This is a genomic window from Thermogemmatispora argillosa, assembly GCF_059696725.1.
On the sequence record NZ_AP019377.1, the window covers coordinates 4,695,329 to 4,718,911 of the forward strand.

Consider the following 23,583-nt stretch of genomic DNA (forward strand, 5'->3'; position numbering starts at 1 on the left):
AGCTAGGCCTACTCCAGGTCAAGAGGCTCCATACTGGGAGAGCAGTAGGTCAAGAGATCGCTCCTGGCCCGCAAGGGTGTGTCCAGCCTTCTGCCCGGTGACACACCCTTGCGCCTTCTTCCTTGTTGCCATGCTGTTTATTTGCTTGATCGTGGGGTGGTTCCTTCCGCCCACTGCTTTGCCTGTCCTGTATCGATCGAAGGAGTGAGGTCGTGACGCAGACACAGAGTTCTCAGGAAGCCACACCGCAGAAGGTCTCAATTCAGGACCCATTGGAGGGCTACGCCTTCTTCGAAGGTCGCTTCGTGCCCATTGCCGAAGCGAAGGTCAGTATTGCTACCCATGCCCTCCAGTACGGTACTGCCTGCTTTGAAGGTATCCGCGCCTACTGGAATCCTAATCATGAGCAGCTCTATGTCCTCAAAATGCGCGAACACTATGAGCGCATGATGCATTCTTGGAACGTGATGCGCTTCAATCTGCCCTATACCATCGAAGATCTGGAGCGTATCACTGTTGAGCTGCTGCGTAAGCATAACTATCGGCAGGATGTCTACATTCGCCCAATCGCTTATAAGGCCTCGCTAACGGTGAAGCCGCGCCTGACCGGTCTCAAAGATGAGTTTGCTATCTACACCTTTGGCATGGGCAACTATGTAGACATCGACTCCGGCCTGCGCGTTTGCACATCGAGTTGGCGGCGCGCCAACAGCAATGCCATGCCTGTGCGGGCCAAGGTCACCGGAGGCTACGTCAACAGCGCGCTGGCGACCGAAGATGCGCTAGCCAGCGGCTTTGATGAGGCCATCATGCTGACTCACGACGGTTATGTCTCCGAAGGCAGCTCCTGCAATCTCTTTATCTTGCGAAATGGCAAGCTGATTACTCCGGCGCCGTCTGAGGATATTCTTGAAGGCATCACGCGCAATACTTTGATTCAGCTTGTACGTGATGAATTCGGTCTGACTGTCGAGGAGCGACGCATCGATCGCACAGAACTGTACGCCAGCGAAGAAATGTTCCTCTGTGGGACAGGCGTCCAGGTTTCGCCGGTGATCAGTGTTGACCATCGTCCCATTGGCACTGGGCGCCCGGGGCCTTTTACGATGAAGTTGCAGGCCCTCTATCTCGCGGCCTGTCGCGGCGAGAACGAGAAGTACCGTCACTGGCTCACGCCAGTCTACCAATAGGGGAGGGAGGCACGGCGGAGGGGACAGGGTTGTCTTTCCTGACATCCGTGCTCGTTCGCGACTGTGAACGCGGCACCTGCTAGTATGGCTGGCTGCTCACCTGGCAAGAGCGGAGGTGAAGCGAGGTGGGAAGGGAGACAAGGGAAACAAGGGAGACATCCCTGTCGCTCTCCAGGGGCGGCGCATGGCGGCTGGAGCTACTGACGACTGGCTGAGATCGTGCTACAATAAAAACCACTCTTGTCCGCTGGCAAAGCAGACAGAAAGGAGATGCTTAGAGCAATGGAAGGTCTTGCAGCTGAAAGACAGGAGGCCCGTGGCGATGGCACCGGTATTTCCTGTCGCTTTTACTGTGCTCGTACCGGCCACCTCGGCTAACCTCGGACCAGGTTTTGATAGCCTTGGCCTGGCTTTGCAGCTCTACAATCGCTTTGAGATTGTAGAGGGTGGCGCTGATCCGCAGCATCCTGTCATTCAGATTGAGGGTAAGCTGGGGGCAGGGCTACCCACTGGTCCAGATAATCTATTCTTCCGCGCTTTTTCCTCGGTGTTTGCGGCTAAAGGCCTGGAGCCGCCGGCGGTACGCATTCGCATGATCATTCAGATCCCGCCGGGGGCTGGACTGGGCAGTAGTGCGACCGCAGCGGTTGGCGGAGTTGTGGCGGCGAGCGAGTTTCTGCGTCTGCGGGGGGTGACTCTCTCGGAGCAGGAGGTTCTGGAGCTGGCGGTAGCTAGTGAGCAGGGCAATCATCCTGACAATGTGGCGCCGGCTCTCCTGGGAGGGCTAGTTGCGACCACGGTCAAAGATGGCAAGATCCATGCGGTCAAGACTCCCTTCCCGGACGCTCTGAAGGCGGTCATCTTTACCCCCTCTTTCTCGATGGATACGCTGGCCGGGCGAAAGTTGCTTCCGCCCAGCTATCCCAAGGATGATGTGACCTTCAATACTGGGCGGGTGGCGCTCCTCCTCTCTGCCCTGCAGACGGGACGCTATGAGCTGATCGGCGAGGCTATGCAGGATCGCTTGCATCAGCCCTATCGTCAGGCGCTCTTTCCTGCCATGCCTGATATTATCAACGCTGCGGTCGCTGCCGGTGCTTACGGTGCCTCTCTTTCTGGCGGCGGTTCTTCTCTGATTGCTCTTGCTAGTTCGCGCTTCCAAGAGATTCTGCGCGCGATGCAGGAAGCAGCGCGCGCCCGCGGCGTGGAGGGAACCGGTATGATCCTGCGAGCCGATAAGCATGGGGCGCGGGTGATCAATCCTCGTCATCATCGAACGCGTCGTCCGCGCGCTCGTTACTACGAAGATCAATTCTGCTGGTCGCCTGCCCGACCGGTGAAGGAGGGATCGCTTGGACGCTAGGATGGATGATCGTCAAGAGGGGTTTCAGCCCACGGCGCCCGCCCGGCTGGCACTGCAACAGGTGGGCCTGCGCTGTGTGGCTTGCCGGGCGGTCTATCCCGTACTGGAGGCGGGAAGGACGGCGCGCTATCGCTGCGATTGCGGAGAGGTGCTTGATGTCGAGATCCCTCTTCGGTTGCCAACACTGTTGCCTGCGCGCGCGGAGACGGCTCAGCAGGATTGCGATGCTGCGGCAGCCTGGCGTCAGCTCTTCGCCGAGCGGGCCGCACTCGTGCCGGGCACGCCAGGCGCCTCTGTTGTGCAGCGCAGCGGCGTCTGGCGCTACCGTGAGCTGATTCTGCCGCTGCCCGAAGAGGCCTTGATCTCGCGGGCGGAGGGGAATACGACTTTGTATGCGGCAGGTAGCGATCAGCAGCAGGAGATCCAGGCCTCTCCTGGGCTGCGGCGCATTGGTGACTATGCTGGCGTAGCTCAGCTCTATCTGAAGCATGAAGGTGAGAACCCAACGGGAAGCTTCAAAGACCGCGGCATGGTGGTAGGCGTGACGATGGCTCGCCTGATGGGTGCGAGAGCCGTCGCCTGCGCTTCAACTGGCAATACCTCTGCCTCGCTGGCCTCCTACGCCGCTCTCGCAGGCCTGCAGGCTTTGGTGTTTCTGCCCGCCGGTCAGGTCGCCGGCGGCAAGCTAGCGCAGACGCTGGCCTACGGGGCGCGCATGATCCAGATCAATGGCGATTTTGATGCTGCCATGCGACTGGTCGAGCAGGTCTGTGATGAGCTGGGCATCTACCTGCTCAATTCGCTTAATCCCTTCCGGGTTGAAGGTCAGAAGGCTATCGCTTTTGAGTTGCTGCAGCAGCTCGACTGGCAGGCTCCCGACTGGCTGGTCCTGCCGGCTGGCAATCTGGGGAATACTTCGGCGCTGGGCAAGGCTTTTCTGCAGGCGCGCGAGTTGGGATTGATTAGCCGGGTGCCTCGCCTGGCTGCTATCCAGGCCGCCGGAGCCAATCCTTTCTACCTGAGCTATCGCGAGGGCTTCGCCCGACGGCATGCGGTCCAGGCCCAAACCGTGGCCAGCGCGATCAAGATCGGGAACCCTGTTAGCTATAGCCGTGCACGCCTTGTGATCGAGGAGTGCTCTGGGGTTGTCGAGGAGGTCAGTGATCCAGAAATCCTAGAGGCGAAGGCTGTCGTTGACCGCGCAGGCATTGGCTGCGAGCCTGCGTCTGCGACAACGATAGCCGGCATTCGTAAGCTTGTCAGGGCTGGTATAATCAAGCCAAGCGAGCGCGTGGTTGCTATCCTCACCGGCAATTTGCTCAAGGATAATCAAACGGGTATTCCGCGCGCCGAGACGGTCAGCATTGACCCAGATCTCGCTAGTGTCAGGAGGACACTTGATGCGCTTGGCCCCCTCACCAGCTCATCATGAGGGAAGAGCGGTTCAGCAGCCACCAGGGCGCTCTGAGCGGCAGCGCTCCTGGTGGTCCTGGCTCCTGAATCCTGAAGTCCCTTGCCTGCTGCTACTCTCGGCAGCTCTGCGCCTCTATGGTCTCAATCGCACTGAGTTCGATGATGATCAGGCTACTCTCTTCCGTATGGCCTACGATGCTGTCCATCAGGGCCTGTTGCCAGTGACGAGCAATACAGGCTCGATTGGCTCGCAGCATCCACCCGGCGTGGTCTACCTGTTAATGCTGCCTGCGGCCTTAAGCGCTAATCCGCTTTGGGCCGCCGTGTTTATTGCCCTGCTCAATGTGTTGGCGGTCTTGTTGTCTTATTTTTTCCTGTATCGCTATTATGGCCGCCTGGCTGCTACGACTGGCTCCTTTCTCTATGCTTCTGCCGTGCTGCCGGTCAAGTATGCCCGTTTTATCTGGCAGCCGAATATTGCTGCTCCCTTTGTCATCCTCTTCTTTCTAGCGCTCTTTCGCGGTGCCGTGGAGCGGCGACCGGGTTGGTTAGGGTGGGCCGTGCTCTGGTTAGCGCTCCTTTACCAGGCCCATGAGGTCAATCTCCTGCTGGCGGTGCCGCTGCTGCTCTGTGTGGCGCTGGCTCCCAAGACGCTGCGTTGGCGTGATGGCCTGCTGGCTGGCTTAGCGCTGCTCGTAGTGTTTGCGCCTTCTCTCCTCTGGCTGCTGCTTTCTGGACTGCAAGATCTACGCTCTACCCTTAGTTTCTCTAACCATCAGGCTGGCGGCTTCTCTCTGCAAGCTCTCCGTATTTATCGCCTCTTCATAGTTCCATACGATCAACTTCCTAATCGGGTCGATACGCTTCTGCTGCCACTTCATCGCCTGTTCTCCTGGCTTAAGCTGGCGATGCCAGCGCTGCTCATTCTGGCTGTCCTCTGGCTGCTGATGCTCATCATCAGAGGGCAGCAGAGCATTGAGCTGCGCAAGGAAGATCGAGGACAAGTATTCTCAATAGCCCGTATCGGTCATTGGTGGCAACGGCTGCGAGAAGGCTGGGAGCATCTACGCGCTGATAGGCAGCGCTCTGGCGCGCTGATTTTGCTGGTCTGGCAGCTTGTTCCGCTACTGGTATTCTTGCGCTATGGCGGGGAGCTACATACCCAATACCTGCTCCTCCTGATGCCCGGTCCTTTTCTCATGGTCGGCATCGGTGTAGCGCAAGGGATCAATTGGCTGGGTCGACAAGAGGGCTGGCTGAGACGCCTGCGTCTGGCTGGCTATCTCCTGGTGGGATTGCTCGTCGCTGCTCAGAGCCTGGCGGCGAGCGTGAGTGTCATCGATACCGTCGAAGGCCACTTCGATGATCGCTCTTTCCCGCCTTATCCGTATCACAATGATCTCGCCTCTTTACAGCAGGCTCTGGCCGCCACCGATCAGCTTGCTCAGCGCGAGCATCTCTCTCATGCCTATATCACTGTAGACGATGCTACGCGCACCGCCATTTTCTTTCTCAGTCGCCAGATGCAGACACCTGTCACGCTTTTTGATGCTCGCTGCCTGGTGCTGCCAACGGCGCGCGCCGTAATGCTGGTAGGTCCTTATGATCCCTGGGTGACAGCGCTATTGGAGCGTTTTACCCATGCTACCCTCGTGACCAGGCTCCCGCGACCGGCTGGCCTCCCCTTCTCTCTTTATGTGGTCGATCCAGGGCCAGGGCTGGCGAAAGCTTCCTCTCCTCCGGCCTCTTCCTGGCAGTTGAGCGAACTGCGCGCCCTTTCACAGCAGGCTCAGTCTCTCACGCTGGTTGACAACAATCAGGCTACAACCTGGTTGGTCTCCCCGTGGCAATTCACGCAGAGTGCAGCGCCTGCTTTCAATACCACCTATACGTATCGCTTTGTTGCCACTACCGGAGCCCCATCATCTCAAAGCTTACAAACAACGTGTAGCTTTAATCGCTTGCAGGCTGGGGAGTCGCTCCTTGTGACCTTCGCGCTGGCCGACAAGGAGACGATCCCGAGTAGTCTGCTTCTGCGCATCTGGTCATACCGTACCACTTTCTATTTGCCAAACTATGGCCCTCTCCATCTAGAGACCTCTATATCGGAGAAAATAGATTTCCATCTCTTGCAGACAAAGAAGGGCCTGAGCCAGTTCCTGCTCTCGGTGAGTGGAGAAGCGAGAGAATGAGGCGAGTGCGCGTTTAATAGGAGCGAAGGCTGCGATAGCGGTCAGGAGGCAGGGAGCGCAAGCTAAAGGGGCTGGGGTTGCTCGGCACGAAAGCCCTGGCGCTTATGCCTCCTGGCTGGTACAATGGTCTTAGCAAAAGGAGCTGCGGAACTGTCCTCCATTGTCCCGCCCATCCTTGGGGGCGAAGCAAGCGGGATTGCCCGCTGAGGGGAGGGGGAGGAATGAAGGGTAGAGAAATCCCAGGAGAGCCAGAGAGACAGGGCGGGGCCAGCATAGCGAAGCGCTTCAAGAGCAATGGAAAGAAGGAAACGTCTCCTCCTACAATGGATACCGCCGTGGGAGATGCCGGCGGACCCAATCAAGGCGGTCTTCTGGTTCCTGTACTGGCTGCTCCGCGTTATGGTCCGCCTCTACTGGCTCCCCCTCCTGGGGTGCGTCATCTATGAGGGCCTGCTTAATGGCCTGCTTGGGGCTGGCATCACACTGCTGCTCGGTCTAGCGCTCTGGATAGTGCTCCTGGCCGTGCTCAGAGTTGCTGAACTGCTCCGAGGAGTCGCGCATGTGCTCGCGACCGTCGAGCAGCTCCAGCGAGAACTAAGCAACTTTAGCCCTGATCCTCTCTCCCCTTCAAGCGAAAGCTCGCAGCAAGCTGAGCCGCGCGTCGTCGAAGGTTCCATTGTCTACCTGGATGAGAAGCGGCGTGAACGAGGCCGCTAGCGAGCGCAGGACCAGCCCTTCTGAATTGTACACAAGCTGCGCTGATGAGCTCGGACTGGGCGGGGCGTCGCATAGCCCGTGCCAAGGGGCCCTCCTCAAGTGAGGCCAGATGGCCACTGGCTGTCTCCCGCCAGTGCTCGTTCATGCTCGGGCCAGCTCAGGATTGGCCGCCTGCCAAACCTGCCAGGCGGAATCTGTAGGGGCCGGCACATAGGAGCGTAACAGGACCCCTTGACCTTCCAGGCAGTAGGGACCAAGCGCCGCAGGCAAAACCACGCTCTGTCCACGCCCAAAGCGCAGATGCTGCTGCAGCGCCGGACCATAGTGAAGCGTCACCTCGGCGCCCAATGATGACAGGATCTGGCAGCTTCCAGCCGGCTGGTCGCGAACTGCTCCCCGCAGCGTTAATTCGCGCATCACAAAATAGCGGCAGGCGACTAGACAGCGTTCCTCGTAGCCAGCCCCGCCGGGAAGAGCCACCGCTCGGACCTTGATGCGCCTTGAAGGCCCGTAGTGAGCCACTGCCAAAGCGCTTTCAATGTGCAGCTCCCGCGGCTTCCCTTCGGCCGTCAAGCGCCCATAGTCGTACATGCGATAAGTAATATCAGAATATTCCTGCAGCTCATAGAGCAAGATGCCCGCGCCGATCGCGTGCACCGTGCCAGCAGGGACAAAGATCACATCTCCTGCTTTGACAGGCTCTTCGTGGAGAAGCCGCTCAAGCTGTACCTGTTCGATAGCGGCGGCTACTTCGGCGCGGCTCGTGGGCGCGGCAAAACCATGAACAATCGTAGCCCCCGGCTCCGCGGCCAGAATATACCAACATTCAGTTTTGCCGAGCTTGCCCCCCTCATGCTGAGCGGCGTAAGCATCGTCAGGGTGCACTTGCACAGACAGCTTCTGATGAGCATCAATAAACTTGGCCAAGAGGGGGAAGCGCGAGCCGAAGATCGCTACACTCTGTGGGCCAAGAAGAGAGGCCCCTAGCTCTTTTGTCAGCTGACCCAGGGTTTTCCCAGCGTAGGGCGGATTCTGAGCCAGCGTATTCACCTCAGTCTCCCAGGCTTCACCGATCAGCTTCGCCGGAGGCAGCTTTTTCCAGCCGTCCTCTTCCAGGCGTCTTCCTCCCCAAATCGTCTCATGGAGCGAAGCTTCAAGAAGGATCGGATGAAGGCTCTCCACAGGGTTAACTCCTCTTCTGCTTCCTAGTCATTAACAAGCGAGCAAACGCAAAAGCAGCAATCAAGCAACCTACCTGCCAGGCTCTGGGCCACCCATTCGCCACCAAGCGGCTTCCTGCCCGCAGACACCACAGAGCTGTGAACCGCTCTACCACCGTGCCGTTGAGAGGCTGCACCGACCGGCGTCGGCGGTGAGATAGGCCCAAAGCGCGCCTGTGCGGCCCTAGAAAGACCTGACCTCTAGCATATTATCTCTTTCCAAGAGCAGATACGGGTCTTGTCAAGGGTAACATCGCTGCAGAGTGCTGTCAAGGTTGGCATGAAAGCCCTCGGGTATCCCTGCCCGAGACTGCCGAGCCGCTCCAGGTAATCCCTGCTCTATCGGACCCCACATACTAGAGCAGGCGGCGGGTAGAGAAGCGCTCAACCTGGCGCCCGTGGCTGACTCCCCCATGCTGCCAGGATGGCAGCATCCTAGCGCTCTGCGCCGGCACTGCCACCGCCTGCCCGGCTCAAATATCGGGCATTTCGGCCCAGCGCTTCAAATAGCGCGTAATCGCCTCAATTGCTGGCTCCTCGTAGCCGCGCATCAAATGACGGGCGCCAGTAATCACCTTAATCCCCTTGGGCCCTTTCTGCTGTTCGACAAACGGCTCCAGCTTATAGAGTGGACACACCTCATCGAATTCGCCAGTCACAAACAGCTTCGGACGCTCGAACTGGCGAGGGAGGCCGCCAATGGCCCGAAAGAGCGGCAGACTAATCGCAACCACTGTTCGGATGCGCGGGTCATAGGGTGCGTACTGGAGAGCAATATAGGCGCCAAAGGCGTGGCCGATCACGCAGAGCTTAGCTGGATTGACACCGGGCTGAGCCAGAATAAAATCGACAGCTCCAGCCAGATCCAGCGGCTCCAGACGGCCATCGGTCTGTTGCCCCTGGCTGCGGCCAACGCCGCGGAAATTGAAGCGGAGGGCAATCATCCCCTGCTCGGCCAGACGGCGCGCCAGGAGCAAAGTCAGCACGTCCTGCATATCGCTGCTGGCCGGCTGAGGATGGCAGAGCACAGCGGCGGGGGCCTGACGAGCCTGGCCGGGATAGTGAAGAATACCCTCCAGCATAAAGGAGGGCTGTCCCTTACTGGGGAAAATCACGCTGCGCTCAGTCGGTGCGGAGGATATGGCCATAGGCTCCCCTTCAAGACTCGCTAGAAGTTTCTCGCGCCTGGATGGGCGCTTTTATCTTAGCGCAGGCCAGGCGGCACGTCAACTGCAAAACCTGGAAATCCTCTCACTCAGTGCAGCGAACCGCTCTCCTGACTGATCCGTAACCCGCAAAGGGCTGCCCAGCGGTCTCACCTGTCTCCGCCACTGGCGGACTAGCGGCGCCAAAGCGAGCGGTAGACCATCAGGAGGCGATGCTGCCCCACTCCTAGCAGCACCTTGATACCTGTTGGATGAAGGGATAGTTTTCCATCTGCTTCTGTACAACATGACAAGAACATTTGTTAGTACTTTCTTTGCAGATCCATCCGGGGATATTACACTGGATCGTACAGACAAATGTTGAACTTTCTCGTGCTCAGGTGGATGATGAAAAATTCATCTCTGATGTGTTGACACTGCTTGCTTTATGTGCTAGCGTTTAATATGATGGGGCAAGCAGGTATGGCGCTGTTGCCAGGACCCGTGGAAAGCAGCCTGGGTCCAGCTCCACAGGGCTTCAGGATTGGCGATCATGACCGGGGGCAAGAAGCCGCCGGAGGAGCGCAAGGCCTTCTGTCTGTGCCCGCGGTCAGTAGCTCGGCTGATTAAAGGGACAGCGGAGCGGTGGGGGAGGAAGACAATCGCAACTCTACCTTTATTTGATGCTCTGTTTTGCTCTGTGCTCTTGCTCATGCGCGCTGCCTTATCTTCAGAGGGGAGCAGAGATAGTGGTGGCAGTGCATGAGTCCTCGCCCTGTGCTCGGTGAGCTGCTCGTTTGCCCTGTCGTCAGGGGTCGTTAGTGGCCAGGGTCTACGATCTATGACAACTGATCCTGCCTGGTGAAAAAGGGTGGTGAGCAGGCTTACATGCTCATGCGCACGCTCGTGCTCACCCCGGGCAGCGAACCTGGAGGTTTCTTTACACAGATACCTCTGCACCTCTGTCACACCGCGTCACATAGGGCTGTTTTTGTTCCTGTGAAGATCAGGTGTGGAAGGTAAAATGTGCTTTCGTTGTGCTAGTGAAGCGTAGAGGCAGGAGCACTTATGGGCAATGTATTAGTCGTCGAGGACAACAGTCTGATCTCTCGCATCCTTCAGAAACGTCTGGAAAGTGATGGAGATCATACGGTCACTGTCCTTCACGGCGAGGATGCTGTCCAGTTTGCGCTGCGCAAGATGCCTCAGCTCATTGTCATAAATATGGCGAATGCTGGGGGAGATGGTGAGCAGTTCATTCAGCGCCTGCGCACGCATGCTCGGACGATGTATATCCCCATCATTGTCGTCAGTGCCGCAAACGACCCCGGCGCTAAGGTGCGTGCTTTCCGTATGGGGGTAGATGACTATATTGTCATACCCTTCGATGCTGAGGAATTGCTGGAGCGTGTCCGCACCCAATTACGGCATGTACAGCAAGTGATGTTATCGAGGCTGATTGACCTTCCGGGGGCGCTTCAGGTCGAGATGACAATTAAATGTAAGCTGACGAGTCAGGAGCCTTGGAGCCTCCTCTATCTTGACCTCGATAATTTTAAAGCCTTTAACGATACCTACGGTTTCCTTGCCGGCAATGAGATGATTCGTCTGGTGGGACGCATCTGCCGCCGTGTAGTCTGTGAATACGGTAATGTGGAGGATTTCGTGGGCCATGTCGGGGGTGACGACTTTGTGGTGGTCACTACGCCTGACCGGGCCCGGCTGCTCAGTTGCCGCATCATTGCGGCTTATAAGGAGCTGAGCCAACCTTTCTATCGGCCTGAAGACCTCAAGCGCGGCACAATCAGCGGAGTGGACCGGAAAGGGCGACCCTATCAGTTCCCACTTGTCTCTCTCTCGATTGGCATTGTCAATAACCTCCCTTATCTCGCTCATAGCCTGCAGGAAATCAGCTATCTTGTTGCTGAGGCCAAGCGCAACGCCAAGCGCTCCAGCGATAATATTTACTATATTTCCTCCCGCGGCGTCGCTGATTGCTTCGAGCAACCTCTTGCCTCTCCACTGCCCCTCTCGGCCAGCGCCTCTGTACTGCCTTTCACCGCTCTCGGCTGGGGATGGGAGTTCAGCAAGCGCGAACTGGCTCATGCTTTCTGTGGCGAAGAGGCCCGCAGTGATTATGAAGTGCGCCTGCGGCCCTAGGAGCCGAAGAAGGAGGAGGATATGATCTTGCTCTCTGGCTGGGTCGCGTTCCTGGTCGCAGCCTCCTCTTTATGCTATGCTCTTAGAGTAGAGGGAGCAAAACCCATCGCCAGAGTGGTAGAGGCGGCCAGCAAGCAGGAGGATGATAAGAGGCTCGGCGGCAAGACTGCCGAGCTGCCTCCCTGGCGAGTCAAGGGCATGGCTGGATCGCTGTGCTGATCATCTCATGCTCTCCTGAAAAGAAAGGACGGCTGAATACCTCTAAAGATGAGTCAGTCTGAAGAGCTACTTGACACTGAGCGTCAACGTCAGGCGCGCCGAGAGAATGCCCGGCGCATTATGCGAGAGAGTGACCTCCCCTCGCTTTTACGCCGCCTCGATCGCGAGATGCTCAAAGGACGCGGGCGCTTTGAAGAGTATGATACGCTGGTGCTCCTCAAATGGGGATCGGGCTACACGGGACGTCACATCTGGGTCGAGGTGGTTGAAGATACTATTCGCTTTCGCCTCACCCCTCACCGGATCTGTCCCACTCAGGTCCCCATCTGTGATGGGGAGTACCATATCTTTACGCCCGCCATGTGGCGTGATCGGGCCCTTCTGTGGTCCGAGCTGCAGAAATACTACGCCAAGCCAGTGGCCGAAAGTTCCAGCGATTAAGCAGGAGGGGGCTTATGTCCTGTCCTCCCTCCCTCCCCCTCTCGGGCCTGCAAAAGGGCTGCAACGAGGACAAGAACCACACGAAAAACGAAGAACTGGCCAGGGCCTGGCCCTGCCCTGTCCAGTCGGCTGAGGCAATAGCATAGCAAGGAGGCTGCCACTGCGTTCATGGCTGCTCCAGAGCTAGCATCTGGACAAGCGCCGCCTGGTGCAGTTGCATAGTGAAATTCTGATAGCCAGGTTGAGTGTAAAACTCCTCCTGCTCAATTTCGCTCGCCCAACTAAGAAGGTTGAGAAAAACCGTTTCCCAGCGTTGATAGCCTGGCTCGCGACCTTCGCCCTCTTTCACCCCTCCTGTTTGCCGCCCTGCCTCTTCCTGTCCACGAGCCAGAAAGGCCGAAGCCATCAGCAACTCCGCCGCCTGACGATGGAGGCTTTCTAACCAATACTGCTCGATGGTCTCGGCTTGCTCTGGATGAACCCGGGCCAGCAGCGCTACGGCCAGGGTGGGACTCACTGCCGGGCGCACATAGCCCCAGATATAGCGCATTGCCCATTGCTCTGGCACGTCCATGAGCTGCGGGCCGGCCATCTCCTGCAGCAGGCGAGCGGGACTGCAGCGGTCGCGAACTTTTCTCCACACTTCCTCGTTCTCCCAGGTGCTGAGCAGCAGGTGATAGCGCCGATCGCGGCTGGTATAGCTACGCACACTCAGCAGGCCGGGGGTTGGACGCAGAGACTCAGTTACCTGTCGTACCTGCGACTGGGCATCAATCTCGTAGGCTGGTCGAATATGGGCCAATGTTGCGATGAGTAGCTCCATTTACTCAGCTCTCCACGTAGATACCCTAGACTCTAGTTTTCTCTCATGACTTTTTCCTTAGCCTGATCTTGGCTTGTTGAAGTTGCCTCATGCCGCTATCTGATTGACTAATTGACTGGCTGGCTGGCTGGCTGGCGATAGCGGGGCCCAGGTACGGCTGGCTGCGGCGATCAAGGTCTGGCAACGCGATCAGGGGAATGAAAGCGCCCGGCGTCGTCTTCTCAGAGCTGCCGGAGAGGCAGCCAATACAGAGGGGGCCAGTGAAGGGGGCGGCTGCCCGGCTGATCTAAGGCGGGTCCGCCGCCCCTATCTATGGCCTATGGCTCATCTCTTCTCTCGTTCCCAGTGGCGAAGCGAGGAGCAAAGAGCCTGGCCTTGCCCCTCTTCTCCTTACTGAGCAATCTGGATACTACCATCCTGTTGCAGCTCCAAGATCGCCGGGGCCGCACGTGTGCTGGTGATCAGCACATTGTCCCAGAAGCGCAGCGCAATAGGGCCGCTCACGCCATTGAAACTCTGATTGCTGATCCGTTGCACGAGCTGAGCGGGAGTCGGGAACAAGGAGGAAGCTTGTGCCTGACTCTCTCCCTGCCCCTGGGTACTTTGGGCCTGTTGCCCGGACTGCTGATTTTGACCAAGGCTCAAGGCCACCATTTCCACACCGTCGCCGAAGAGCAGCGCACCCTGATCCAGAGCGGCGGCCCCGCTGCAGAAGCTGCCCGGTGAAGCAAAGAGCGTGCAGAAAGCGGCGTAGAATTGCTTGGGCCAGGGACTCTCTCCGCTCGGGGGACGAGCAGCGCTACTGACCGTCACATAAATGCGAGGGAGGGTGAGCTGATTTTGACGAACCCAGGGAACCAGCTTCTGGATAGCCGTTGGCTGGACGAACTCCCCCCCGATCAGCAAGATCGGCTGCTGGTCGCGTGGAAGCTGAGCGATCGCCTCCGCCAGCGTCATCACATCGTTCGAGAGCAACGGCGCAAAGATCAAATCGGGTCGCGGTTGCGCTTGTAACGCATCCTTCAAGCCGGCTAGCAGATCATCGCGCGAAGCCTGGGGGCGACCATTGGCGTCGAGGAGGCCGCTAGCCACAGCGGTCTCCTGGGCCACGATACGTGCATGCCGATGGGCTGTGAAATACTGGCTAAAATAGCGTGCAGAGCTACTGGAGGACGGATTGCTTGGGTCATAGAAGATCGCCACGTTGCGCGCTCCCAGCTCATTGTAGGCGTAGTCGGCTCCGGCGCGGCTTTGGGCCGAGTCGTCTGCCGAGAAGCGGATAAAGGCGAAGCCGGGGGTACAATGGCGATAAAGCGAAGTTTGGGTGAGCAAGTCGATGATAAAGAGGCCCGAGGCTGTCGGAGCAATCAAGGGAACACCGGCGCGGCAAAGCACCGGCAGCACCACCTCTGTCAAGCGACTGGGGGCCAGCCCCAGCACAGCCAGGATCGGCGGTCGTCCGCTGACCTGCAGGCCGAAGTCCTCGAAGTTCCCTTTGGCGGTGAGCGTCGCCACAGCGTTGGCGATCTGGAGCGCGCCTTCCTCCTCGCCTGTCGTGTTCGCGAGCACGAGATAGAGCAATGGGGCGCCAGGAATCTTCATCTGGGCGCTGTTGTACTGCTCCTGACTAATGTAGGCCCCAACCAGCTCCTGGGTATAAGCGGCGTAAAGGATGTGGCGATCGGTGCCCCCCTGGGGATCAGCCACACCGGGGCCACTATCGAAGCTCACCACAATAATGCCATAAGGGTGCCCCGAGAGACGCACACGCAGATCCTCGCGATAAATGGCGGCTTCAGCGCTGTTACAGCCAGTTGTGTCGCTGATAGAGACCGCCGCCGAGAGCAGGGCCTCTGCCTTCTTAGTGTTGCCCTCGCGCATGGCCTGAGCCGCCTGGCGCTTATCCTGGTAGCCGGTGGCATTACAGGCATCGAAGATCTTCAGCCCGTCGCTCAGCCCGATACCGTCCGGTGTTGGCAGTAAGCGAGTATTAGGGGGATGATAGTAGCGGGCATCATCCCAACGAATGGCCAGAAAAGCCGTCAAAGAGGTCAGCAGCAAGACCAGGATCAACGTACCAAAAGCCAGAGCACGCGGGGCGATCGGCACCAAGCCGCCACGGAAAAAGCCACTTATCTCCCACCACATCACGCGGAAGGGATCACGCACCGGGCGGCGTCGATACTTGCGGTTGGCCTTGGCCTCCTGGCGGAAGAGATCCAGCAATACCAGACAGCCGGTATCGCAGACAAGCAGATGAGCCTGAACCTCTGGATAGAGCAAAGCCACATTCTGGCCGCTATCCATCGCTTCCGCATACTCAGGCAGCAATTGGCGACACTGCTGGCAATCGATCAGGCCATCACCAGCCGAGGGAGGTGAAATACGAATCGTCTGCTCCTGCGATTCAGCGCTAGCTGGAGGAGAGGAAAAGCCTGGCGCAGCAGGCGGCTGCGAGGGCGGAGGCGGCGCCTGGAAAGGCTCGGCGCTCGCCAGGGCCGACGCGGCAACAGCCGCCTCGTCGCCTTCTGCAGTAGCCAGAGACTCCGACGGAGAAGCGCGCCGTACCTTCTTCTTTTTGCGTTTGGTCCCGCTAACTGCCGAAGCTTCCTTGCAGCGTGGGCACGAGGCCATATGCTGGCGGGCGGCCTCGACGGCCTCCTCGGGCACGGCCTCGGGGTCCTGCTCATATTCAGCCAGGACAGAGACAGCGAAAGCACATGCTGGCGGCAGCAATTCGTCCGTTGCCATCAGCATCCTCCAGAAATAGGCGTTTTCTGCGAATCCTACCTGCTACGACGACCGTCACTCAGATAGATAGATCAGAGTTCGCGGGCGAGAGAGCGCAGGGCCAGGGTGATTTGTTCTTCCAGCGTCAGATTCTGATCTTGAGGCAGACGAGCGATGGCTGCCTGAGCAGCAGCCGGACTGTAGCCCAGGCCGACCAGCGCTTCCAGCACCTCTGAGCGCCGGATACCGCCAGACGTGGAGGCCCCCGGTGCCACGGCTGGAACCTTGCCTTTCAGCTCCAGGACCAGGCGAGCGGCAAGCTTCTTGCCGACGCCGGGGGCGCGGGCCAGCAGTTGGACATCCTCTTGAGCGATCGCGCGGTAGAACGTGGGGGCATCAAGCACCGAGAGGAGTGCCAGGGCCACCTTGGGTCCCACGCCACTGACGCTGATCAGCAGTTCGAACATATCGCGCTCGGCCTCCTCGGCAAAGCCATAGAGCGCCAGGCCGTCCTCACGGACGTGCAGATGGGTATAAAGCGAAACCTCGCTGCCAGGGGTGCTGAAGCGATTGCGAGTTGAGGCAGGCACGAAGACGCGTAGCCCGAAACCTCCCACCCGGATGATCAGATGGTCCTCGCGCTGTGCCTCAAGAATGCCATGAATGCTTGCAATCATCCCTGCCTGCCTATATTTCTCCCTCTGTTGTCGTATAGGAAGTAACGCCACTGGCGTGATCTGAGTAACGGCTGCTGACTTTTTGGGGAATGCTTACCATCCTCCTGATTCTGAGGAGGGGTGCAGGTCCTCTGAAAGGAGGCTGGCCCTCATCAGGTGGGAGCTGTGGAGGTGACAGATGGCAATGGCCGCCGCATCCGCCGCATCATCAGGGCGCGGGACAGAGCGCAGGTTCAGCAAAATCCGCACCATCTCACCGACCTGCGCCTTGTCTGCACTACCGTAGCCGGTGACTGCCTGCTTCACCTGGCGAGGCGTGTACTCTGCGATGGGCAGCCCATGATTCGCCAGCGCCAACATAGCCACGCCGCGCGCCTGACCAACCATCATGGCCGTGCGGGCATTTTTGGCGAAAAAGAGTTCCTCCATAGCGGCCTCCGCCGGCTGATGGGTGGTAATGATCTCGCCCAAACGCGTGTAAATGTGCTGGAGACGCTGAGGCAAAGGCATACCGGCGGGGGTAGTGATCACATCGCAGGCGAGCAGGCTTAATCTGTCGCCCTGGGCCGCGACAACGGCATAGCCCACAATTGCCGTCCCGGGATCGATGCCCAGGGCGACCCGCCGCGGCGGAGCCTTTGGGGTCATAGGGGCATGCCGCCTTCCTCGCAGTGCAGCCGATGGGAAGACAGAGAGCCTACCAGGGGCGCTCTGCTCCCCAGCTCGCCGCTGCCGCTGCCACAAGCCCTACTCATAGGAGGCCACCAGTTCGTCAGGAATATCGGCGTTAGAATAGACGTTCTGGACGTCGTCCAGGTCCTCCAGCTTCTCTACGAGCCGCATGAGCTGATGGGCTGTTCTGGCATCGTGCAGCTCGACGCGCGTCTTGGGGACCATCGTGCTCTCTGCCTTCAGGATCTTGTAATGTCTCTCCTGGAGAGCTTGACGCACCTTCTCCAAGTTAGCTGGTGTTGTATAGACCGTCAAGGTTTGATCTTCGGATGGCTCGGCATCTTCGGCTCCCAGATCGATCGCCTCCAGGGAGACCTCATCGGGATCATGCCCATCCAGCGCCAGTTCGATTACTCCCCGCGGCTCGAAGATCCAGGAGACACTACCCGTTTCGCCCAGGCTCCCACCGTTGCGGCTAAAGGCGTTGCGAATCTCCGCGACCGTACGATTGCGGTTTTCTGTCATCGCCTCGATGAGAATAGCTGTTCCGCCGGGGCCGTAGCCCTCATAGGTCACCTCTTCGAGGTTGGTGCCTTCCACACCGCCGAGCGCTCGCTTAATGGTGCGCTCGATGTTCTCCAGCGGCATGTTGGCATCGCGTGCGCGCTGAATTGCCATGCGCAGGCGCGGATTGGCGGCGGGATCTCCGCTGCCTCCCTCGCGCACGGCAACGGCGATCTCACGCCCGAGGCGCGTGAACAGTTGCCCTCTGCGCGCATCGTTCACGCTTTTAGCTCGGCGAATCTGTGCCCATTTCGAATGGCCTGACATACCGTTGCCCCCTATCTATCGCAAATGCTCTGTATGAAGAAGGGCCGTTGCTGCCCTGCTTGCTCTATTGTTCGTGAGGGAAACCACTGGCTGTATTGTAGCATGAACCGGGGGAGGGCGTCGAGGGGGCTGCTGCCAGCCAGGCAGCGATGACACGAGCAAGCGCCTCAGGCTGTTCCTGCATCAGAGCATGGCCAGCGGCGGGGATGATCTGCAACGTTGAGCCTGCGATATGATCATGGAGGTACTGGCTATACTTGACTGGCGTCATCTGATCTTCTGCGCCTACCACGATGAGGGTAGGTAAGCGGATCTCGCTCAGGCGAGCCATGCAGTCGAAAGTATGGCAGGCCAGGAGATCGCGGTACAATTGCGCAGCGCCGCTGGCTAGCTCTCGCTGGAACTGAAGGCGCTGGCTCTCGCTGCTCGTCGGGACCAGGCTCCAGGTAGCCAGTGCTTGCAGCGCCTCGGGGGAAGCTGTACGCGCAGCCTCCAGCAAATCAGCGCGTACACGCAGGCGGGCACCAGTGCCTATCAAGATCAGTCCGGTCAGCTCTGAGCCGTGTTCCAGGGCCAGCGTCAGTGCAATGGCTCCACCCATCGAGTGCCCGGCGATGATGGGCCTGCGGATCTGTAGCTCAGTAGTGAGAATATCCCAGACGACCTGAGCATAGTCGCTCACCGTTACCTCGGCTGGTAGCGTGTCCGCGCGCTGACCGTGCCCGGGCAGATCGATAGCAAGCGCTGGGTATGAGCCGAGATGCTCCAGGAGCGCGCTCCAGCTGCGTGCGCTCCCGCCCGCGCCATGCAGAAAAACAAGTGCAGGTTGATTGGCCATCTCTTGGTTTGCTCCTCTCCTTTGTTGTCTCTGGGCAGCGAAGCGGCTTCCCTGACGCTCCTGAGTCTGCTTGCAACTCGTCGCTATCTGGGCTATCCTTGCAGAGACGGCAAGAGCATACAGTCTATGATGCTCTCCTTGTAGGAAGGATACAACATTCGTAGTGGAAAGGGCGTATTACTCTCATGAATTGCTCTGGTCACGAGGAAGCTGATGGCCGAGGGCGGGCACTGGCATCCGTTGAGCTGTCGCGAGCCAGACGCCGGCGAGCGCTTGGCCGGGCGGGCGAGCATCTGGCAGCAGCCGCTCTGCGTCGGCGTGGATATCGCATCTGTGAGCACAATTTCCGCTGTCGGGCGGGAGAGATCGACCTCATTGCCTGCGAAGGGGAGGAGTTGGTCTTTATTGAGGTTAAGACGCGGCGCGGGACTGGCTGGGGGCCTCCCGAAGAAGCCCTGACGCCCCGCAAGCGGCGCAAGCTGATCGAGGTGGCCTCCCACTACCTTGAGCTGCACGGGGCTTATGAGCGGCCCTGGCGCATTGATGTCGTGGCCATTCAGCTCAGCAGTAGCGGTCGGCTGGAAGCTCTGCGTATCCATCGCGGCGCCGTAGAGTACGAGGAGTAGAGCGGGTCTCTCCAGGTAGCTGCCTGCCAGGTCGCGCGCATTTGCAATTTTGGGCTGCAGGCGTGGCTCAATATCAGTAAAAGCGGACGTCACAGTCAGGTGCCTGAAGACGGACAGCGCTCATCTCTCATAGCGGAACGGGAGGCTGGCGGCCTTTCCTTGGCGCTTGTTCGCTTCAGCGCACCAACCGAGAGAGAAGGAGCAGCAAAGATGGCGGACTTTGTCGAGTCGGCAAAACACCTTGTCTCGGCAGCAGTTAGCCGTACCACATGGGAGGCGCAGAAGCAACTGCGCATTCGGAGCAAGCAAGGAGAAATTGATCAGTTGCTCAAGCAGCGCCAGCTTCTGCTGGAGGAGCTGGCCGCGGCAGCTATGACACTCTATCAGCAGGGCACCTTGTCTCAGCCCCAGCTAGCGCGCATCTGTGCTAGCATTCAGGAGCTGGATGCGGATCTGCGTAATCGAGAGCAGCAGCTGCAGGAGATCAAGAATGAGACGTATCAGCCAGCGCAGTTTACCCCGCAGCCGACCCGCGACTATACGCCACCGCCGGTAGCCCCGACAGCCCCACCGGCGGATCAGGTAGCAGCCGGAAATGCGACGGGAGGCGCGCCGGGGGCGACGAGCGCCAGTAGCGGCCCACGTGCGGCGGATAAAGTGCCCTGTCCCCACTGTGGCCAGTTAGTGCGTGCACGGGCGCTCTATTGCTCTAGCTGTGGGAAGAAAATCGGCTGAGGCGAAGCAGGGAGGACTGTGTTATAATAATTTGAGGCTCTCTGGAAAGGCTCAAGAGATACTTGAGCCACGGCTATAGCAGGGGCAAAGGAAGACGGCGTGACTGGTGCTTCTCAAGAAGAGGTGAGCTGTTCCCTTGACGTGATCAGCCATAGTGCGGCCCAAACCCAGCGGCTTGGCATGCGCTTAGGGGAGTTGTTGCGCGGCGGCGAGCTGATCCTGTTGGCTGGCCAACTGGGCACGGGAAAGACCACTTTTACACAGGGGCTGGCTCAAGGTCTGGGCATCACTGAGGTGGTCAGCAGCCCAACATTTACACTCCTGAAGGAGTACCGTGGCCAGCCGCGTCGCGGCGGAGAAGGGCAGGCAAAGCACGCCAAAGGGTTGGCGCTCTATCATTTCGATCTCTATCGCCTGGAGCAACCTGAAGAGATACTCGATCTGGGCTTCGAAGATTACTTTGCTAATCCAGCGGGTGTCTGCGTGGTAGAATGGGCTGATAAGGCCGCGACGCTCTGGTCTGGCGAGTATCTCCGCATCCGCCTGAAGGTACTCAGCGAGACCAAGCGCGCGCTTCTCTTCGAGGCCGTTGGATCGTATTATTGTGATCTGCTGCAACAATTCCAGAAAAATACCTATGCTGCTCTTGGCAATTGATTCCTCCACGCGCCAGGCAAGCCTGGCCCTCTGCTCAGAGGAAACGCTCTATGCGGAAGAGACCTGGCTTGTCGAGAACAATCATAGCGTTGAGCTGTTGCCTGCAATCCGTCAGTTGCTGGTTCGTCGTAGCTGGCGCCCGGCGGATCTCTCGGCCCTGGCGGTGGCTTTAGGCCCAGGCTCCTTTAATGGCGTGCGGGTCGCAGTAGCGACAGCCCGTAGCCTGGCCTTCGCTCTGGGCAAGCCGCTGATTGGAGTGGGCACATTAGATATCATTGCCGCGCAACAGCGCCGTTGGCCAGGCCCGATCTGCGCGGTCTTAGAAGCAGGGCGCTCAGAGCTATATGCCGCCTGCTATCTCAGCACAGAAAGCCAAGATGAGCAGGGGCAGCTTGTCCAGGAGCTGCGGCGGCTTGGTGACTACGTGTTGCTGCCTCCTCAGCAGCTTGTCGCCTATCTCAAGGAGCTGGCTGCCACAGTGCTGGCTGTACCGGGGCGTCGCGAGCTTCCACCTTTTCTCTTCTGTGGGGAGATGAAAGCGGCCACCTGGGCAACGCTGCGTTCCTCTCTACCTGAGTGCGCCTTCGCTGAGCCGTTGCAGGCCACCAGGCGGGCCGCTACCCTGGCCTCGCTCGCCTTGCCGCGCTTATTGCGCGGCGAGAGCGATGACCCTTTGCGCCTGGAGCCGCTCTATTTGCGCCCCCCTGCCATTACTGCCAGTGCACGTAAGCAACCGCTGCTGAACGCGGTGGATCAGCCGCGCTCACTACCTCAACGTGAGACAGAGAGGGAAGAACGTGCGTTACATCATTGAACGCATGACGTTGTCAGACGTGCCTCGGGTGATCGAGATCGAGCGTCTGGCCTATCCATCGACCTGGCCTCCTAGTGCCTATCGCAAAGAACTGCAAGATAACCGCTGGGCGCACTATATTGTCCTGCGTGACAAGAAGATTCTAGAGGAGCACCTGGAGCCTGCGGCCTCTGAAACCGAGAAGCCAAGACGCTTCTTCCCTCTGTCGCTGTTGCCGGGCCGCTCGTCGACGGCGACAACTTCACCGCAGCTCGCTTCAATCATTGGCTTTGCCGGGCTGTGGCTCATGGTCGACGAGGCGCATATCACGACGATCGCCCTGCATCCTGACTATCGCCGTCAGGGACTGGGGGAGTTTTTGCTCACCAGTCTGATCGATATTGCCTATTCTATCGGCGCCAGATGGGTCACGCTTGAGGTACGTGTCTCCAATTACATTGCGCAGAATCTCTATCGCAAGTACGGCTTCCGTGAGGCCGGCCTGCGCCACCGCTATTACAGCGACAACCAAGAGGATGCCTTGATCATGTGGACCGACGAGATCCACAGTCCGGCCTATCTCCAGAAGTTTCAGGAGCAAAAAGCCGCCCTGCTACGGAAGCTGGAGGCTCAAAGCTAAGGAGGCAAGGGAGAGCTGGCTCAGGCATGCATGGGCTGGGCCTGTCTGAGACAGCGGGCGATAGTCGCCAGGGCACCCACTAGCACCTGGCCTCGAAGGCGGGAGAGGCGCAGCAGGCGTGGTAGCATTCTTCAACGTCTCCTCGCTAGCTGGCTCCCTTGGGGCGCAGCCTGTGTCGGCTCGCAATGCGGGCATTCCAGTCATGCTGTTTTAGAAAGGGGGTGAATTATGCTCGTTCTGGGGATCGAAAGCTCCTGCGATGAGACTGGGGCGGCCATTGTGAAAGATGGTCGCTACATCCTGGCCAATGTAGTTGCCTCGCAGACGGAGATTCATGAGCGCTACGGCGGAGTTGTACCAGAGGTCGCCTCACGGCAGCAATTGGCTGCCGCCCTGCCGGTCATCGAGACTGCCTTGCAGCAGGCGCATTGTCGCTGGGAGGAAATCGACGCTGTGGCCGCTACCTATGGTCCCGGCCTGGCCGGCTCGTTGCTGGTAGGGCTGACGGTGGGTAAGGCCCTTGCCTTGGCCCATGATCTGCCCTTCCTTGGGGTCAACCATCTGGAGGCCCATATCTACGCCAATTGGCTGCGCCAGTCGCCAGATGCCGACCTCCAAGCGGGCCCCGAAGAAGAGAGCGAGCGTCCCTATCTGCCCGGTGATCCGCTTTTTCCCCTGGTCTGTCTGATCGTCTCTGGCGCTCATAGCGAGCTGGTCCTTATGCGCGACCACACCGACTATCTCCTGCTGGGGCGAACACGCGATGACGCGGCAGGAGAAGCTTTTGATAAGGTTGCGCGCATCTTGGGTCTCGGCTATCCCGGGGGGCCGGCTATTCAGCAGGCAGCGCGCCTGGCCGAAGAGGAGCTCCGGCAGCAACGCTTGCCGGCGCGCAATCCCTATCGTCTACCTCGGGCCTGGCTGCGAGGAACCTATGACTTTAGCTTCAGCGGCTTAAAGACCGCCATGCTGCATCTGGCCGAAGGACTCGTAGCTGATCAGCAACCAGGCCGTCCGCTGCCCAGCGGGGGCCGCCAGGTAAGCCGCTATACAACGATGGGGAGCGAAGCAGCCAGGCGCGGTCATGTCCATATCGGTCTGCTGGCCGCTAGCTTCCAGGAAGCCATTGTTGATGTCCTGGCTGTCAAGACGCGCTTGGCCGCGCAAGAGTATCACGTGCGTCAGGTTCTGCTCGCCGGTGGGGTAGCGGCCAATCTCGCTCTGAGAGCGCGCCTGGAGGAAGAACTGACGCCGCTAGGCGTCCAGTTGCAATATCCTCCGATCGAGTTCTGCACAGACAATGCAGCAATGGTAGCGGCGGCGGCTTTCTTCCACTTGCTGCGTGGTGAGCGGCACGACCTGGATCTTGATGTAGAGCCAAGCCTGAGCCTTCCCTTTCGGCAAGAATAGCAGAAGGCTGGCAGGCAGAGCGATGCCCCTGGGGAGCAGATGGGCAAAGAGCAGGCAGGAGCGGCGAACAAGCCTGACCACCGCTCTGTCC

The 23,583-nt window shown here is 59.2% G+C and carries 21 protein-coding genes; 13 read left to right on the forward strand and 8 right to left on the reverse strand.

Annotation, left to right across the window (positions count from 1 at the left end):
* Window positions 1-212 precede the first annotated feature (212 nt).
* The 5 genes from AC6H1L_RS18405 to AC6H1L_RS18425 all read left to right on the forward strand — a co-directional run bounded on the left by AC6H1L_RS18405 (window position 213) and on the right by AC6H1L_RS18425 (window position 6,875).
* Entirely contained in the window at window positions 213-1,190 is a 978-nt protein-coding gene (locus AC6H1L_RS18405; RefSeq protein ID WP_497598922.1) for a branched-chain amino acid transaminase, read from the forward strand.
* 322 nt (window positions 1,191-1,512) lie between these two features.
* The gene (gene thrB / locus AC6H1L_RS18410; protein WP_497598923.1) at window positions 1,513-2,553 is read left to right on the forward strand and encodes a homoserine kinase; all 1,041 of its coding nucleotides are present in this window, start codon (window positions 1,513-1,515) and stop codon (window positions 2,551-2,553) included.
* 1 nt (window position 2,554) lies between these two features.
* Entirely contained in the window at window positions 2,555-3,985 is a 1,431-nt protein-coding gene (thrC, locus tag AC6H1L_RS18415; RefSeq protein ID WP_497598924.1) for a threonine synthase, read from the forward strand.
* Window positions 3,954-6,158, forward strand: a complete 2,205-nt coding sequence (locus AC6H1L_RS18420) for a glycosyltransferase family 39 protein (protein WP_497598925.1) — start codon at window positions 3,954-3,956, stop codon at window positions 6,156-6,158. The genes thrC and AC6H1L_RS18420 overlap by 32 nt, the downstream gene beginning before the upstream one ends.
* Before the next feature lie 294 nt (window positions 6,159-6,452).
* The gene (locus AC6H1L_RS18425; protein ID WP_497598926.1) at window positions 6,453-6,875 is read left to right on the forward strand and encodes a hypothetical protein; all 423 of its coding nucleotides are present in this window, start codon (window positions 6,453-6,455) and stop codon (window positions 6,873-6,875) included.
* A 141-nt stretch (window positions 6,876-7,016) separates the two neighbouring features.
* Here AC6H1L_RS18425 and AC6H1L_RS18430 read toward each other — a convergent pair whose 3' ends face one another.
* Together AC6H1L_RS18430 and AC6H1L_RS18435 are read right to left on the reverse strand one after the other, a co-directional pair.
* Window positions 7,017-8,057, reverse strand: a complete 1,041-nt coding sequence (locus AC6H1L_RS18430; protein WP_497598927.1) for a type I phosphomannose isomerase catalytic subunit — start codon at window positions 8,055-8,057, stop codon at window positions 7,017-7,019.
* 511 nt (window positions 8,058-8,568) lie between these two features.
* Window positions 8,569-9,243, reverse strand: coding sequence for an alpha/beta hydrolase (locus tag AC6H1L_RS18435; RefSeq protein WP_497598928.1), 675 nt, complete (start codon window positions 9,241-9,243; stop codon window positions 8,569-8,571).
* A gap of 1,065 nt (window positions 9,244-10,308) precedes the next feature.
* Between AC6H1L_RS18435 and AC6H1L_RS18440 the strand changes: the two genes are divergently transcribed.
* Together AC6H1L_RS18440 and AC6H1L_RS18445 are read left to right on the forward strand one after the other, a co-directional pair.
* Window positions 10,309-11,400 (forward strand): GGDEF domain-containing response regulator, encoded by a 1,092-nt coding sequence (locus tag AC6H1L_RS18440; RefSeq protein WP_497598929.1) that lies wholly within the window; start codon window positions 10,309-10,311, stop codon window positions 11,398-11,400.
* Between the two features lie 267 nt (window positions 11,401-11,667).
* On the forward strand, window positions 11,668-12,060 hold the full coding sequence (locus tag AC6H1L_RS18445) for a hypothetical protein (protein WP_497598930.1): 393 nt from the start codon (window positions 11,668-11,670) through the stop codon (window positions 12,058-12,060).
* A 166-nt stretch (window positions 12,061-12,226) separates the two neighbouring features.
* Here AC6H1L_RS18445 and AC6H1L_RS18450 read toward each other — a convergent pair whose 3' ends face one another.
* The 6 genes from AC6H1L_RS18450 to AC6H1L_RS18475 form a co-directional block, all read right to left on the reverse strand.
* A complete protein-coding gene (locus AC6H1L_RS18450) occupies window positions 12,227-12,883 on the reverse strand; it encodes a hypothetical protein (protein ID WP_497598931.1) in 657 nt (218 codons plus the stop codon).
* Window positions 12,884-13,273: 390 nt separating this feature from the next.
* Window positions 13,274-15,634: an ABC transporter substrate-binding protein gene (locus AC6H1L_RS18455; RefSeq protein WP_497598932.1), complete on the reverse strand. Its 2,361-nt coding sequence runs from the start codon at window positions 15,632-15,634 to the stop codon at window positions 13,274-13,276.
* 71 nt (window positions 15,635-15,705) lie between these two features.
* Window positions 15,706-16,290, reverse strand: a complete 585-nt coding sequence (gene ruvA / locus AC6H1L_RS18460; protein WP_497598933.1) for a Holliday junction branch migration protein RuvA — start codon at window positions 16,288-16,290, stop codon at window positions 15,706-15,708.
* 93 nt (window positions 16,291-16,383) lie between these two features.
* A complete protein-coding gene (gene ruvC, locus AC6H1L_RS18465; RefSeq protein WP_497598934.1) occupies window positions 16,384-16,938 on the reverse strand; it encodes a crossover junction endodeoxyribonuclease RuvC in 555 nt (184 codons plus the stop codon).
* Between the two features lie 99 nt (window positions 16,939-17,037).
* Window positions 17,038-17,793 carry a YebC/PmpR family DNA-binding transcriptional regulator gene (locus tag AC6H1L_RS18470; RefSeq protein ID WP_497598935.1) on the reverse strand — a complete coding sequence of 252 codons (756 nt, stop codon included), beginning with the start codon at window positions 17,791-17,793 and terminating at the stop codon, window positions 17,038-17,040.
* Window positions 17,794-17,857: 64 nt separating this feature from the next.
* Complete coding sequence (locus tag AC6H1L_RS18475; RefSeq protein ID WP_497598936.1) at window positions 17,858-18,631, reverse strand: alpha/beta fold hydrolase; 774 nt, start codon at window positions 18,629-18,631, stop codon at window positions 17,858-17,860.
* Between the two features lie 185 nt (window positions 18,632-18,816).
* Between AC6H1L_RS18475 and AC6H1L_RS18480 the strand changes: the two genes are divergently transcribed.
* From AC6H1L_RS18480 to AC6H1L_RS18505, 6 genes are all read left to right on the forward strand, one after another.
* Window positions 18,817-19,257 (forward strand): YraN family protein, encoded by a 441-nt coding sequence (locus AC6H1L_RS18480; protein ID WP_497598937.1) that lies wholly within the window; start codon window positions 18,817-18,819, stop codon window positions 19,255-19,257.
* Between the two features lie 210 nt (window positions 19,258-19,467).
* Window positions 19,468-19,992 carry a zinc ribbon domain-containing protein gene (locus tag AC6H1L_RS18485; protein ID WP_497598938.1) on the forward strand — a complete coding sequence of 175 codons (525 nt, stop codon included), beginning with the start codon at window positions 19,468-19,470 and terminating at the stop codon, window positions 19,990-19,992.
* A gap of 99 nt (window positions 19,993-20,091) precedes the next feature.
* Window positions 20,092-20,649 (forward strand): tRNA (adenosine(37)-N6)-threonylcarbamoyltransferase complex ATPase subunit type 1 TsaE, encoded by a 558-nt coding sequence (tsaE, locus tag AC6H1L_RS18490; RefSeq protein WP_497598939.1) that lies wholly within the window; start codon window positions 20,092-20,094, stop codon window positions 20,647-20,649.
* On the forward strand, window positions 20,639-21,463 hold the full coding sequence (gene tsaB / locus AC6H1L_RS18495; protein WP_497598940.1) for a tRNA (adenosine(37)-N6)-threonylcarbamoyltransferase complex dimerization subunit type 1 TsaB: 825 nt from the start codon (window positions 20,639-20,641) through the stop codon (window positions 21,461-21,463). Before tsaE ends, tsaB begins: the two co-directional genes overlap by 11 nt.
* A gap of 4 nt (window positions 21,464-21,467) precedes the next feature.
* Window positions 21,468-22,082 carry a ribosomal protein S18-alanine N-acetyltransferase gene (rimI, locus tag AC6H1L_RS18500; RefSeq protein ID WP_497598941.1) on the forward strand — a complete coding sequence of 205 codons (615 nt, stop codon included), beginning with the start codon at window positions 21,468-21,470 and terminating at the stop codon, window positions 22,080-22,082.
* A gap of 228 nt (window positions 22,083-22,310) precedes the next feature.
* A complete protein-coding gene (locus AC6H1L_RS18505) occupies window positions 22,311-23,492 on the forward strand; it encodes a tRNA (adenosine(37)-N6)-threonylcarbamoyltransferase complex transferase subunit TsaD (RefSeq protein WP_497598942.1) in 1,182 nt (393 codons plus the stop codon).
* Window positions 23,493-23,583: the final 91 nt, after the last annotated feature.

Bases quoted from the DNA above. Each gene is read 5' to 3' on its own strand.
- thrB (WP_497598923.1), top strand. From the start codon at position 1,513: ATGGCACCGGTATTTCCTGTCGCTTTTACTGTGCTCGTACCGGCCACC.
- thrC (WP_497598924.1), top strand. From the start codon at position 2,555: ATGGATGATCGTCAAGAGGGGTTTCAGCCCACGGCGCCCGCCCGGCTG.
- AC6H1L_RS18420 (WP_497598925.1), top strand. From the start codon at position 3,954: ATGCGCTTGGCCCCCTCACCAGCTCATCATGAGGGAAGAGCGGTTCAG.
- AC6H1L_RS18425 (WP_497598926.1), top strand. From the start codon at position 6,453: ATGGAAAGAAGGAAACGTCTCCTCCTACAATGGATACCGCCGTGGGAG.
- AC6H1L_RS18435 (WP_497598928.1), bottom strand. From the start codon at position 9,243: ATGGCCATATCCTCCGCACCGACTGAGCGCAGCGTGATTTTCCCCAGT.
- AC6H1L_RS18440 (WP_497598929.1), top strand. From the start codon at position 10,309: ATGGGCAATGTATTAGTCGTCGAGGACAACAGTCTGATCTCTCGCATC.
- AC6H1L_RS18445 (WP_497598930.1), top strand. From the start codon at position 11,668: ATGAGTCAGTCTGAAGAGCTACTTGACACTGAGCGTCAACGTCAGGCG.
- AC6H1L_RS18450 (WP_497598931.1), bottom strand. From the start codon at position 12,883: ATGGAGCTACTCATCGCAACATTGGCCCATATTCGACCAGCCTACGAG.
- AC6H1L_RS18455 (WP_497598932.1), bottom strand. From the start codon at position 15,634: ATGGCAACGGACGAATTGCTGCCGCCAGCATGTGCTTTCGCTGTCTCT.
- ruvA (WP_497598933.1), bottom strand. From the start codon at position 16,290: ATGATTGCAAGCATTCATGGCATTCTTGAGGCACAGCGCGAGGACCAT.
- ruvC (WP_497598934.1), bottom strand. From the start codon at position 16,938: ATGACCCCAAAGGCTCCGCCGCGGCGGGTCGCCCTGGGCATCGATCCC.
- AC6H1L_RS18470 (WP_497598935.1), bottom strand. From the start codon at position 17,793: ATGTCAGGCCATTCGAAATGGGCACAGATTCGCCGAGCTAAAAGCGTG.
- AC6H1L_RS18475 (WP_497598936.1), bottom strand. From the start codon at position 18,631: ATGGCCAATCAACCTGCACTTGTTTTTCTGCATGGCGCGGGCGGGAGC.
- AC6H1L_RS18480 (WP_497598937.1), top strand. From the start codon at position 18,817: ATGAATTGCTCTGGTCACGAGGAAGCTGATGGCCGAGGGCGGGCACTG.
- AC6H1L_RS18485 (WP_497598938.1), top strand. From the start codon at position 19,468: ATGGCGGACTTTGTCGAGTCGGCAAAACACCTTGTCTCGGCAGCAGTT.
- rimI (WP_497598941.1), top strand. From the start codon at position 21,468: ATGACGTTGTCAGACGTGCCTCGGGTGATCGAGATCGAGCGTCTGGCC.
- AC6H1L_RS18505 (WP_497598942.1), top strand. From the start codon at position 22,311: ATGCTCGTTCTGGGGATCGAAAGCTCCTGCGATGAGACTGGGGCGGCC.